Genomic DNA, 12,913 nt, shown 5'->3' on the forward strand with positions numbered 1-12,913 from the left:
CATCTTCCAGGAAAAAGTGATGTATCAAACCATCCACCACATCCCAAAATATCATAATCAAAATATTCTCCAGAGTCCATAGGTTCAATATAATCACCTTCATTTTCAACTTTCACATATCTACCTGTTTCTTCATCCCATCTTGATTCTTCCTGTTTTTTATGCACTCTTTTTACAGGATAACCTTCTTTTACCCATCCACAGAATGTTTCAGGCCAGAAATGCTCATATATACCCATTCTGTCAGGAATTTCTTTTTTTAATAATATTTTTACTCTTTCTCTTGAGTTCATTTTTCCCCCTATCTTATTATTATTTCCCTGTTTTCTTCCATTGATTTATTTGCTGAAAGTGCTACTTTTAATGTTTTAATTGAATCAAAATAATCTGATTTTATTATTGATTTATCATTTTTTCTTAAACTTTCAATAAATACTCTATCTTCAACAAAATAAAGGTCTTGGTTAAAATTAAATTCCTCATATTTTTCTGAAGTAATTATAATTAATTTCCTGTGTGAATATTCAATAAGTTTCCTTTTACATATAAATCTAATTTTTGGTGGATAGTATCTTGTCACTTCAGGAAATAAAGCATATGTGCATAATAAGTTTCCATAAATTCCATTTTCAAATTCAAATATTGTACAACTTGCATCATCTCCTGTATATAATTTTTCTTCTGGGAAAAATCCCCTAACTCTTTTTGTATATACGGATTTTATCTCTCCAAAAACATATCTTATAAGGTCAATAAAATGTATTGCCTGGTCAACAATCTGTCCTCCTGCCTTTTCCTTAATTTTTATTGAATCAACAAGAGGGATTGTCCAGAACCACTCAGATGAAATAAATATAACTTTTTCATTTTTAATAATTTCTTTGAGTTTTTCAGAAGCAGGGTCATATCGTAACATAAATCCAATACTGTGAATAATATTTTTTGTTTTAAGTTTATCAATAACAATTTCACATTCTTCTTCTTTTAAAGCAGGTGGTTTTTCAAGAAAAAATGGTAAATTTTTTTCAATACAGTATAAAACGATTTCTGTGTGAGTATCAGCAGGTGTACATATCCAGACACAATCAGGCCTTTCCTTTTCAATCATTTCTTTATATTCAGTATAATAACTACATCCAATATCTTTCGCCTTATTCTTTGCGACCTCTTCAATTATATCACAAACAGATATAATTTTTATTCCTTCTATTTTTTTAATAGAATTTATATGTACATTTGAGATTCTTCCAGTTCCTATTATTCCTATTTTCATTTCAGTATCCTTTCTATTTCTTCAATATCAACTGTATTCATAACAAGGGGTTGTGAAAAATCAGGCATTGACCTCTGCCATATAGCATAAATTTTTTCTCCATCAAAAAAGGCAGAAACATATCTATTGCATCCTGTCCCAAAAGGAGAAATAAATAAAGGGAAATTTAAACTTAATCTATAAATTTTAGGAAATTCATAATCAAAACCATAGGCAAGTCCACCAATTTCTTCACATGAATAACCCCTTGGTCTTTTAACTCCTTTTTCTGACTGTGGATGTTCTCTTATACACTCTGCTCCATCATAAAAATAAAGTGAAATATCTGGAATATCTTTGAAAATTCCGATTTTAGGAACAGGCAATCTTTCTGTTATTCTTGTAACTGCGATATCCCATGTATAACCTTTTGGTAAAATATCTTTTGAAATTATTTTGAAAATATCATTTTCTTTAACAGCAAGACCTGAATATGAACAGGTCCAGGAAAATGGATGCTGACAGAAAATCATATATGTCTTTTTATTCAGGTCAAAAACAAAAGGGTCTTTAACATGTAAATTTTCTGGATTTTCTGATATTAGAACATTTCTTATATTTTCAGGATTTAAATCTTCAATTGTATTTCCTTCAAAAACATCTATTTCCCAGATACCTGTACCTTCTTTCTGATATATTTCAAAACCCTCTGGATAATTTCTCTTTTTTTCTGTTGATACATAAACTTCAACTTTATCTCCAAAATAAATTGATGAACCCTCTATTGATAAGACCTCCTTTTTTCCAACTTTAAGTTCTTTTTTTGAAAATGATTTTAATTTTTTAAATGTTTTACCTTTATCCTCAGAAATAAAAATTGCAAGTTCAAGCCCCCTTTCTCCCATTTTTATTCCATATCTACTATCCCCTGAATTTCTGTATCTTCCTGTTAAAACAATCCTTCCTTCTATATCCTTTCTTATCTTTCCACCTCCAAACCAATATCCCTTTTCATTTCTATATGGTTCAACTATTATTCTTGCTTTCTCCTGATTTACTATTATCTGGCCAAGTTTTACAAGTTTCTCTTCTAATTTTTTTTCTAATCTTTCCATTTTAATCTCAAAAGGTTTAATTTTTTATTTTAACATATTTGAAATTTTTTTTGGAAAGATTATAATTTTGAAAAAAGGAGGAGAGATGAATTTAATTTTTATTATGATTGACAGTTTAAGGCAGGACCATGTGAGTGTTTACAATAAAGGGGAAAGAGTTTTTGAGAATATTGAAAGTTGTAAGACGCCAAATATTGATAAATTTGCTGAAAAAAGTTTAGTTTTTGAAAATGTTTATCCATGTGGTCTCCCTACAATCCCTGTTAGATATGAACTTATGACTGGTTTTTATTCATTACCTTACAGACCTTGGTGTCCTTTAACCGATTATGACTTAACAATTGCTCAGATTTTAAATAAAGAAGGGTATCTCTCAGGATTTATAACAGATACATATCATTACAGGGCTCCAAATATGAATTATCACAGGAATTTTAATGTTTATGAATGGATAAGAGGCCAGGAATATGACCCTTATGAAATCCCTGTTTCAAAAAGAAATATAAATGATTATGTGAATGAAAATTATACAGATGAATGGAAAAAAAGGATACTCCAATTTCTTGCAAATACAGACAATATGAATGAAAAAAACTGGTTTACAATGCAGGTTGTTGAAAAAGCAATTGAGTTTTTAAAGAAAGCAAGAAAAACAAACCAAAAAATATTTTTATGGATTGATTCTTTTGAACCACATGAGCCATGGGACCCACCAGAAAAATTTGATAAATATACTTCTAAAAAATATAAAGGTAAAAGATTGATTATGCCTATGGGTGGAGAAGCAAAAAACTGGGCTACGGAAGAAGAAATTGATTTTATAAGAGGTCTTTATGCAGGTGAAGTAAGTTTTGTTGATTACTGTTTTGGATATTTATTTAAAGAACTTGAAAGATTGAATTTTTACGAGGACTCTTTAATTGTTCTTACTGCTGACCATGGACATCCACTTGCTGACCACGGAAAATTTTTAAAGGGTTCTGACAGGATGTACAGTGAATTATTAAAGGTCCCATTTATAATGAAATTTCCAGAAGAGTTATATAAAGGAAAAATTGATGCATTAATTCAATTCCCTGATGTTCTTCCTACAATTCTTGAAATTCTTGGTTTTGAAGGAAATAATGTATGTCTTTCTGGTAAAAGTTTCTTTTCAGTAATTAAAGGTGATATAGATAAACATAGAGATGCAGTAATATGTGGATATAAGAGAGGAATTTACAGATGTATCAGAAATAAAGAATGGAGTTTTGTTTATACACCTGATGAAGAAATTGATATGCTTTTTAATTTGAAAGATGACCCGAAAGAAAGAGTAAATTTAATAGATAAACATCCTGATATAGCAAAAGAACTTTTGAATAAATTTGGTTCTGTATTCTTTGAAAAAAAATCAAAGGTAATAAAAGGTATACAGGGTGAATATGAACTTGCATCCTCTTCAATAGAATGAAAAAATTAAATATTCTTTTTATTTTAATTGATGACCTTGGATGGAAGGATTTAAGTATTTATGGCAGTGAATTTTATGAAACACCAAATATTGATAAAATTGCGGAAGAAGGAATTATATTTACAAATGCTTATTCAGCAAGTCCTGTATGTTCTCCTACAAGAGCAAGTATCCAGACAGGTAAATATCCTGCAAGATTAGGTATAACAAACTATATCGGAGGAAGGGATAGAGGAAAACTTTTACCACCTGAAAATCTTGAGTATTTACCATTTGAAGAAGAGACAATTGCAAAATATTTAAAAAAATTTGGATATAAAACTTATTATATAGGAAAATGGCACCTTGGAGATAGACCATATTTTCCTGAAAATCATGGATATGATAAAAATATAGGTGGTTGTTCCTGGGGAATGCCTCACTATGGATATTTCTCACCTTATAAAATTCCGACACTTGAAGATGGACCTGAAGGAGAATATTTAACAGACCGACTTACAGATGAAGCAGTAAAAATAATTAAAGAAACAGAAGAACCATTTTTTATGTTTTTATCCCATTATGCTGTTCATGTTCCAATTCAGGTTCCTGAAAAATATATCCAGAAATACAGAGAAAAGGCAAAGAAATTGAAACTTGATAAAATAAATCCTTTTATTGAAGGAGAAAATTTCCCATGCGAGCATAAGAAACATTTAAAGATAATAAGAAGGATAATTCAATCAGACCCTTTTTATGCTGGGATGATAGAAAATCTTGATGAAAATATAGGAAGAGTAATAGAAACATTGAAAGAAACAGGAAAATATGAAAATACAGTAATAATTTTTACATCAGATAATGGAGGACTTTCAACTGCTGAAGGTTCACCTACATGTAATTTACCTTTAAGAGAAGGAAAAGGATGGATTGAGGAAGGAGGAATAAGGGTTTCTTTAATAATGAGGATACCCGGAATAAAAAAACAAAAATGTGATTTTCCTGTAGTTTCAACTGATTTTTATCCGACAATACTTGATATAACTGGATTGCCTCTGTCTCCGCATCAGCATAAAGATGGGATAAGTATTTTACCTGTTTTAAGAGGAGAAGATTTAAAAAGAAATGGTCTTTTTTTTCACTGGCCACATTATGGAAATCAGGGTGGTACTCCTTCCTCTTCTGTGATTTACGATAACTGGAAACTCATATATTCTTATGAATATGAGAAGTATCTTCTTTTTAATCTAAATGAAGATAGAGAAGAAAAGAATGACCTTACGGATAAAAAAACAAAAGAATTTAAACTCTTAAAAGAACTCCTTGACCATTATCTGAAAGATACAAAAGCAAAATTACCTGTGAAAAATGGATAAAATTGAACTTCTTGTTAAACCAACTTCTTATCTATGTAATCTTGACTGTTCTTACTGCTTTTACAAAAAAACAAAACAGATATATCCAGAAGCAAAGATAATGGATTTAAAAACACTTGAATTTTTTATAAAAAAATTTATGGATTATTCTGAAGGAAAAAATATATTTTTCTGCTGGCAGGGTGGAGAACCTTTAATTGCAGGAATTGAGTTTTATTATAATGTTGTTGAATTTCAGAAAAAATATGGTAAAACAGGACAAATAGTTGGAAATACAATTCAAACAAACGGGATTTTGATAGATGATAAGTGGATTGAATTTTTTAAAAGATATAATGTTTTTGTTGGTATAAGTTTAGATGGACCTGAAGAAATACATAATTTTTACAGAGGATATAAAGATGGAAAAAAAACATTTAAAAAAGTGATGGAAAATATAAATAAACTGGAAAGAAATGGAGTTCAGTTTAATATCCTTTCCACAATTGGAGAAGAAACAGGTAAATACCCTGAAAAGATTTTTGAATTTTTTGTTAAAAAGGGTTTTAAATATTTACAGTTTATACCTGCAACAGATAGAAAAAAAGATAAAATAAGTAAATTTTCAATAACTCCTTCAACATATTCAAATTTTTTATGCAGGATTTTTGATTTATGGTGGAATAATGGTTTTCCTTATGTTTCAATTAGGTTTTTTGATAATATTATTGAGATTATAAAAGGAATTGAACCATCTGCTTGTACTTTAAAGAAAAGATGTGGAGAATATCTTGTTGTTGAACATAATGGAGATGTTTATCCATGTGATTTTTTTGTAAATACTGATTTTAAACTTGGAAATATTTTTTTTGATGAACTTGATATAATATATGAAAAACTCAAAAAATTTGGTGCAATGAAAGAAATACAGATAGAAAAATGCAAAAAATGTGAATGGAATTTTATATGCAATAATGGATGTCTCTGGCATAGGTATGTAAAAAATGGGAAACTGGATGGAACTGATTATTTTTGTTTTGCTTATAGGAAATTTTTTACATATTCTTTTGAAAAGTTTAAAATTATATCAGAAAGGGTTAAACTTTTTTGAAAAAGATGAAAAATGAAAAGAGAAATAAAAATTATAAAAGATTTTCCAATGGCTAATGTCTGTGATATAGAAATAGAGGAAAAAGAAATACCCATAATCAGTTTTTCACCATCTCCTAAGGGTGGTCCTGAATGCCTCTGGTTCTACTTTAAAGTAAAATCCAAAGGAATAAAAAAACTAAAACTTATTCTCAAAAACACAGGCAATATGCTTGGCGGAGATAGACCTGAAAACCTCAGACCTGTAATAAAATTTGAAAAAAAGGACTGGGAAAGATTATCAAAGCCAGAATTAATTGAATTTGAGGATGGTAGAAAACATGTATCATGGAATGTAAATATTATGAGTGAAAAATTTGAGATTGCTTTCTGTTATCCATACGGAAAAAAAGAAATAGATGAAATTATTAAAGAAAGTAAGGGTTACTGGAAAAAAGATGTGATTGGAATAAGTCAGGAAGAAAGAGAAATGATAAGATTAAGTAATAGTTATGGAGATATTAAAAAGAAGGGGGTTTATTTAATGGCAAGACAGCATTCCGGTGAAACGCCTGGAAGTTGGGTTTTAGATGGTTTTCTGAGGTATCTTTCCAAAATAAACTATAAAAATTTAATTGTGTGGGCAGTTCCTCTTTCAAATATAGATGGGATTGAAAATGGTTATTATGGTAAGGATAATTTTCCTTATGATTTAAATCGTGCATGGGGATTTCCTCCTATGAGACACGAAACACTTGTAATTCAGAGAGATATAATGAGATGGAAGGAAAGATGTATTCCATTTCTTGCAATTGATTTTCATGCTCCTGGTGCATGTGAAATAGATGGTGCATATTTTTTCATTACACCTTTTGAAAAAGATAAAAAAATGTATAAAATTGAGAAAGAGATGACTGAAAAAATTGCAAAAAAAGTTGGGAAATATATGTCTGAAAATTATATCAGGTCTATAAATTATAAGAGCAGATGGGAAACACCTCATTTTTCTGATTTTATAAGAAATAATATTAAAATTCCTTCTCTTTCAATGGAAACACCGTATTGCATCTGTCGTAATTGTTTGATGAAAAAAGAGGACTATAAAAAAATAGGTAAAAAAATTGCTCTTGGTATTATTGAGGAAATAGAAAAATATGGGACTTAAAATAGGTACATTTAAGGAAAAACTTAAAATAGAAGAAGGAAGTAAACTTGCAGGTTATCCGAATACAGAAACAAGATTTTGCAAAGGAAGCAAAGGAGATATTGAAGCAAATGGAATAATTTTGAAAAATGATAAAAATTTTGGTTGTTTAGTTTCTCTTGATATTCTCGGGATAGAACTTCCCTTTACTGAAAAAATCAGGGAGAAAGTTGAAAAAGAATTTAAAATACCTTTTGATAATATAATGATTTGCTGTACACATACTCATTCAAGTGTTATCACAGTTGGTAGAAAATTTGGAGCAGATAAGGAGTTTTTAAATGAAATTGAAAGAAAGATATTAAAGGGTATTGAAGATGGATTTAAAAACATTGAAGAAGTTAATTTAAAATGGACAAAAACAGAAGTTGATATTTCTCATAATAGAAGAGTTGTTATAGATGGAAAAGCAAAAAATGAATGGCAGGATATTGAAAAAAAACATACAGGAATAGTTGATGAAGAAGTAATATGTATAGGATTTTTCAAAAAGAATGGGGATTTAAAAAGTTTAATTGTTAATTATGCATGCCATCCAGTTGTTTTAGGTCCTTCAAATTATTATGCAAGTGCCGATTTTGTGGGATATCTGAGAAGTTTCCTTGAAAATAATTTAAATCTTGAAAACCTCGTTTATATCACAGGAGCCAGTGGAAATATTAATCCGAGGATATGTATTACCGATAATTTTGAAGTTGCGAAAAAGACAGGTGAAACTATTGGAGAACAGATTTTAAAGTGTAAAGAAAATTTTCATAATCTTGAGGTAAATGATTTTCACTTTGATAGAAAAAAGGTAGTATTTATAAAAAAAGATGGAACAGGAATTTTAGAGACAGAAATGCAGATATTAAAAATAGGAGAAAAAATCATCTTTATTACATTACCAGGGGAACCTGTTGTAGAAATAGGGCTTGATATAAAGAAAAAATCAAAATACCCTGTCACAATTGTTGCAGGTTATACAAACGATTATATTGGTTATATCTCTACAGACAAAATACTCTCTGAAGGAGGACATGAAGCAAATAGTTGTCCTGTGAAAGAAGTTGAAAAAACAATAAAAGAAATTGTAAAGAATTATATGAAAAATGGTAGAACTTAATACAGCAATTGAAATTAAATTCATCCATTTAAGTTTTGAAACAGGAATTGAAGCACCTCATTTTCATGAAGAAAATCAATTACTTTTTTTTATCTCAGGCAAAGGGATTGAAACTGTTGAAAATAAAAAATATAAAATATTACCGGGTACCTTCATACTTATTCCAGAAAAAAGGGTTCATTTTTTTAAATCTACTTTAAATAAACCTGCTGAAATTTTATCTTTGAGATTTAAATTGGGTCAGAAAATTGCAGATGAAACATTTACTGATTTTTTTAAAAAAACATATATTTACAGAGGGGGGAAAGAAAATATTAAAACAATAAAAAAAATGATACCCTCTATAATTAATGGTAAACCAAATTTTTCTTTTCTTTTAAAAATTTTGAATATGATTTTTGAAACCTCAACTAAAACTCCTGAAAAAACAACTGAATACATGGAAAAATTAGAGAAATACATTGAAGAAAATATAGGGAGTGAGATTAAAATAAAGAAAACTGCAGAATATCTTGGAATTTCAGAGGTTTATGTGAGAAAACTTGTAAAGAAAATTTATGATATAAGTTTTACAAAATTTGTAAATATTAAAAAAATTGAATATGCTTCTAAATTACTTGTTGAGACAAAACTTCCTGTTTCAAAAATAGCCGGAATGTGTGGGTTTTATGATTTTAATTATTTTTCAAGAGTTTTTAAAAAAATTAAAAGAGTATCACCTGTTAAATTCAGAAAAAGTTATCTTTAAAGTGGAGGAAGAATATGGTCAAAAAAATTTTTTTAATTCTTTTTATGTTTATTTTTTGTTTAGAAGCAGAAACAATCTGGGTTGATTGTAGTTCCAAGAAGGATAAAGAAACAGGGACAAAAGAATTTCCTTTCAAGAAAATATCAGATGCAATAAAAATATCAAAAGAAGGAGATGAGATTATAATTAAACAGGGGATTTATAGAGAAACTGTTCAACCAAAATCAGGAATTAAAATAAAGGGTGAGGGAAGAGTTATAATTTCTGGTTATGAAAAAATTAAAGGATGGGAAAAGTTTGAAAAAAATATCTGGAAAACATATCTGAACAGAGAAATTGATGAATTATTCATAGAAAATAAGAGAATTGAAATTGCAAGATATCCAGAAAAAAACTGGTTTAAAGTTGAGAAATTTGAAGAAAAAGGTGATATTTACAGAATTTATAATTCTGAAATAAAAAATTTAAAAGATGTGAAAAATTTTGAAGTAAGAATTCTCAATTCAACAGTCAACGGTTTTTTCACATGTCCTGTAATAAATTTTAATAAAGAAGAAGGTTTTTTTGAATTTGCAAAACAACCATATCTGAAATTAACTGAAAAGGATTTATTTTATCTTCAGCATAGTCCAAATTTTATTACTTCACCCGGTCAGTGGGCAATTGAAAAAGAAAATGATAGATATGTTGTTTATATTTGGCCTCAAAATGAAAAGGAACTGAATTTTATTGAAACAACGGGAAAAGAAGATAGAATTTTAATTTTGAGCAGAGTAAAAAATGTTGAAATTGATGGAATTGAAATATGTGGAAGTAATACAAATGGCTTATGGATTGATAACAGTGAAAATATAACCATTAAAAACTGCATTATATATAACAATAAAAATGTTGGCTTATATGTTAACAGAAGCAAAAATACAAAAATAATGAAAAATATAGTACTTTTTAATGGTAATGGTATATCAGTCGGAAATTCTTCTGATATTGAAATTTTAAATAATGAGATTGCTTTCAACAATATTGATGGTCTGATTGTTTCATGGAATTCAGAAAATGTTTTGGTAAAGGGAAACTACATTCACCATCATATTCTTTATGGACATCCTGATAATATGCAGACATACAGAAATGTAAAGAATTTAAAAATTGAAGATAATTTACTTATTTGTGGAGGACAGTCCATAATGATGGAGGAAACATATGATGTTGAATTAAAAAATAATATAATTATGGGGGCAGGTGCATACTCTTTAATTTTTGGGCATCAGAATACAGATAATGTGAAAATGTATTTTAATACTGTAGTTCTTTCTCAATATGGAAGTATTAGTTTTACAGGAAAAAAATATGATGTTAAGGGAAATATCTTTATTACAGGTCATCCAGGTGCTATTTATGGAATTAATGTAAATGAATATGAAGGTGATTATAATATTTTCTGGAATTGTGAAATACAGAATCCAACTGTTATTGCAGCATCAGGCAAATGGTATAAATTAAGTCAATTTGAAGTATATAAAAAAGATACTCAGAAAGATTTAAATTCTTTATATTCCAATCCAATGTTTAAAAATTTTCCAAAGTCCTTTCATATTGTTGAACCAACTCTATCAGATGAAGAAAAAATTTGTATAGTAAGTCAGACAGATTTAATAAATGAAGGAGATTTTGTAGAGATTAATTTTGACGGAATACCCAGAAAAGTGATTGCAAAAGAAGGAAAATACATTAAAATTTCTCCAAAACTTGAAAAAGTCCCTTTCAGAATTGTGATGGTCTGCAACTGGGGAAGAAATGATAATTTTGAGTATAATTTTGAGTTTAAAGATGAAAGCCCTGTAAAAAAAGTTCTTTATGAAAATCAAACTCCTGGAAGTAAAATAAATTTTAAGAATATAAAAAATTATGATTTTGATGGAGACGGGAAAAGAGATTTACCGTTGTTATCAGAAGACCTGGATAAAGTTTATAATGAAAAAATGAAAAAAACATATTTAGGAGGTGAAATAGAAAAGAAATGGAAGTAAAAAATGAAAAAGATTTATTTATTTTTAATATTACTTTTAAAAATTTCTTTTTCAGAGGTATATTATGTAAGTATCAATGGAAGTGACGAAAACCCTGGTACAAAAGAAAAACCGTTCAGGACAATTCAAAAAGCAGCAAATGTTGTTAATCCCGGTGATACAGTTTTAGTTTTACCCGGTGAATATAATGAAAAAGTGAATATTTTAAAAAGTGGACAACCTGAAAAATATATTAAATTTAAAGGAGAAGGAAAGGTTGAAGAAATCAAAACCATAAGTTTTCAAATTGGAGGATGGGCTCCAAGAAAAGCAAACTACATAATTATTGAAAACTTTTATTTATCAGGAGGAGTGAGTATTTCAGGAGATTATAATATTGTTCAGAACTGTATTTTAGAAGGTTATGGAGTTAGCATTTCATTTCATCCAACTTCTCATCCTGATTCAACAGGTTGTATAGTCAGAAATAATATTATGAGGAATTTTGGAAAGGTTGTTTTAAATTGTACTGGAACAAAATCAAGTAATTGTATTTTTGAAAATAATGTTATTTATAATGGAGAAGGAGATGTGTGGAGAATTTTTGGTAAAGGACATATAATAAGGAATAATGAAGTTTATGATTTAAGAGAAACCGGCTGGCATGCTGACTTTTTTCAGATATATGATAACAACAGAGAAATTTCTTATGATATTCTTGTTGAAAATAATTATTTCCATGACTCTACAGGTTCTATTGCTATGCTTTTAAGTTATGGATATTCAGATTTAAGGGACTGGACTTTCAGAAATAATATTTTTTACAATATAGGAGGAGTTGCACAGATTGGTATTCCAGGAGTTAAATTCTATAACAATACTTTTGTAAACTGTGGAAGAAATACAGCAGGACCGTTACTTTTCAGATATTATGAAAAAAAGGGTGAATTTGAGGTGGGAGGTCATCGGGCAAGAATTTTCAATAACATTTTTATTGGAGGAGGGTCTTATCCTGACAGTGACGAAATTGGATGGTATCATTTTGCTGATAAACCAAAGGAAGAAATAAAGGATTTTCAGGCAGATTTTAATTATGTGACAAAGACAAAAGATGCAAATTATGCTCCTAAAAATGAATTTTCAAAAGTTGAAAAAAATGGAATAAATGGAGGAGACCCTAAATTTGTAAATTTTGAAAAAAAGGATTTTCATCTTCTTCCAGATAGTCCAGCAATTGATAGAGGAACTGAAATAAAGGACTGGATAGACCCAAAAGATAAAGATGGCATAAAAAGACCATCTGGTTCTAAATGGGATATAGGAGCATATGAGTTTGAAAAAAACTAAAACCAAACTTATAGACTTTAAAATCAATATAATTCTTTGTGGGATAATGGATTAAGTCAAATTTCAGTTTTCTAATTAGTGTTTAATTTATTTTTCAGTTTCAACTCAACTTTCAATTTTTTCAACATATCTTTCTGCAACTGACTCATCTTACTTATCTGTCTTATAATCAATCCTTTAACATTTATATATCCAATCTGTATCTTTCTTAATTGCTCAATTATGTTTTTAAAAGTAAGTGAATATTTCCCACCTTT

At 28.7% G+C, this 12,913-nt stretch carries 12 protein-coding genes; 8 read left to right on the forward strand and 4 right to left on the reverse strand.

The window, feature by feature from the left end:
- The 3 genes from PKV21_02495 to PKV21_02505 all read right to left on the reverse strand — a co-directional run.
- A partial coding sequence (locus PKV21_02495; GenBank protein HOM26359.1) for a hypothetical protein occupies window positions 1-293 on the reverse strand: 293 nt, incomplete at its 3' end.
- An 8-nt stretch (window positions 294-301) separates the two neighbouring features.
- A complete protein-coding gene (locus PKV21_02500; GenBank protein HOM26360.1) occupies window positions 302-1,273 on the reverse strand; it encodes a Gfo/Idh/MocA family oxidoreductase in 972 nt (323 codons plus the stop codon).
- Window positions 1,270-2,367 (reverse strand): exo-alpha-sialidase, encoded by a 1,098-nt coding sequence (locus PKV21_02505; protein HOM26361.1) that lies wholly within the window; start codon window positions 2,365-2,367, stop codon window positions 1,270-1,272. Before PKV21_02505 ends, PKV21_02500 begins: the two co-directional genes overlap by 4 nt.
- Window positions 2,368-2,452: 85 nt before the next feature.
- Between PKV21_02505 and PKV21_02510 the strand changes: the two genes are divergently transcribed.
- From PKV21_02510 to PKV21_02545, 8 genes are read left to right on the forward strand one after another with little or no spacing between them, the layout of a single operon-like run.
- A complete protein-coding gene (locus PKV21_02510) occupies window positions 2,453-3,820 on the forward strand; it encodes a sulfatase (protein HOM26362.1) in 1,368 nt (455 codons plus the stop codon).
- Window positions 3,817-5,175: a sulfatase gene (locus tag PKV21_02515; protein HOM26363.1), complete on the forward strand. Its 1,359-nt coding sequence runs from the start codon at window positions 3,817-3,819 to the stop codon at window positions 5,173-5,175. Before PKV21_02510 ends, PKV21_02515 begins: the two co-directional genes overlap by 4 nt.
- A complete protein-coding gene (locus tag PKV21_02520) occupies window positions 5,168-6,265 on the forward strand; it encodes an anaerobic sulfatase maturase (protein ID HOM26364.1) in 1,098 nt (365 codons plus the stop codon). The genes PKV21_02515 and PKV21_02520 overlap by 8 nt, the downstream gene beginning before the upstream one ends.
- 12 nt (window positions 6,266-6,277) lie before the next feature.
- Window positions 6,278-7,408, forward strand: coding sequence for a hypothetical protein (locus PKV21_02525; protein HOM26365.1), 1,131 nt, complete (start codon window positions 6,278-6,280; stop codon window positions 7,406-7,408).
- Window positions 7,398-8,552, forward strand: a complete 1,155-nt coding sequence (locus PKV21_02530) for a neutral/alkaline non-lysosomal ceramidase N-terminal domain-containing protein (GenBank protein ID HOM26366.1) — start codon at window positions 7,398-7,400, stop codon at window positions 8,550-8,552. Before PKV21_02525 ends, PKV21_02530 begins: the two co-directional genes overlap by 11 nt.
- The gene (locus PKV21_02535) at window positions 8,539-9,300 is read left to right on the forward strand and encodes a helix-turn-helix domain-containing protein (protein ID HOM26367.1); all 762 of its coding nucleotides are present in this window, start codon (window positions 8,539-8,541) and stop codon (window positions 9,298-9,300) included. The genes PKV21_02530 and PKV21_02535 overlap by 14 nt, the downstream gene beginning before the upstream one ends.
- Window positions 9,301-9,314: 14 nt before the next feature.
- A complete protein-coding gene (locus tag PKV21_02540) occupies window positions 9,315-11,330 on the forward strand; it encodes a right-handed parallel beta-helix repeat-containing protein (protein ID HOM26368.1) in 2,016 nt (671 codons plus the stop codon).
- A 3-nt stretch (window positions 11,331-11,333) separates the two neighbouring features.
- On the forward strand, window positions 11,334-12,656 hold the full coding sequence (locus tag PKV21_02545) for a choice-of-anchor Q domain-containing protein (GenBank protein HOM26369.1): 1,323 nt from the start codon (window positions 11,334-11,336) through the stop codon (window positions 12,654-12,656).
- Between the two features lie 71 nt (window positions 12,657-12,727).
- Here the strand turns inward: PKV21_02545 and PKV21_02550 are convergent.
- On the reverse strand, window positions 12,728-12,913 hold a 186-nt coding region (locus PKV21_02550), incomplete at its 5' end, for a hypothetical protein (protein ID HOM26370.1).

It is taken from the genome of bacterium (assembly GCA_035371905.1).
In the GTDB taxonomy this organism is placed as follows: Bacteria; Ratteibacteria; UBA8468; order B48-G9; family JAFGKM01; genus JAMWDI01.

Bases quoted from the DNA above. Each gene is read 5' to 3' on its own strand.
- PKV21_02500 (HOM26360.1), bottom strand. From the start codon at position 1,273: ATGAAAATAGGAATAATAGGAACTGGAAGAATCTCAAATGTACATATA.
- PKV21_02505 (HOM26361.1), bottom strand. From the start codon at position 2,367: ATGGAAAGATTAGAAAAAAAATTAGAAGAGAAACTTGTAAAACTTGGC.
- PKV21_02510 (HOM26362.1), top strand. From the start codon at position 2,453: ATGAATTTAATTTTTATTATGATTGACAGTTTAAGGCAGGACCATGTG.
- PKV21_02515 (HOM26363.1), top strand. From the start codon at position 3,817: ATGAAAAAATTAAATATTCTTTTTATTTTAATTGATGACCTTGGATGG.
- PKV21_02520 (HOM26364.1), top strand. From the start codon at position 5,168: ATGGATAAAATTGAACTTCTTGTTAAACCAACTTCTTATCTATGTAAT.
- PKV21_02525 (HOM26365.1), top strand. From the start codon at position 6,278: ATGAAAAGAGAAATAAAAATTATAAAAGATTTTCCAATGGCTAATGTC.
- PKV21_02530 (HOM26366.1), top strand. From the start codon at position 7,398: ATGGGACTTAAAATAGGTACATTTAAGGAAAAACTTAAAATAGAAGAA.
- PKV21_02535 (HOM26367.1), top strand. From the start codon at position 8,539: ATGGTAGAACTTAATACAGCAATTGAAATTAAATTCATCCATTTAAGT.
- PKV21_02540 (HOM26368.1), top strand. From the start codon at position 9,315: ATGGTCAAAAAAATTTTTTTAATTCTTTTTATGTTTATTTTTTGTTTA.
- PKV21_02545 (HOM26369.1), top strand. From the start codon at position 11,334: ATGAAAAAGATTTATTTATTTTTAATATTACTTTTAAAAATTTCTTTT.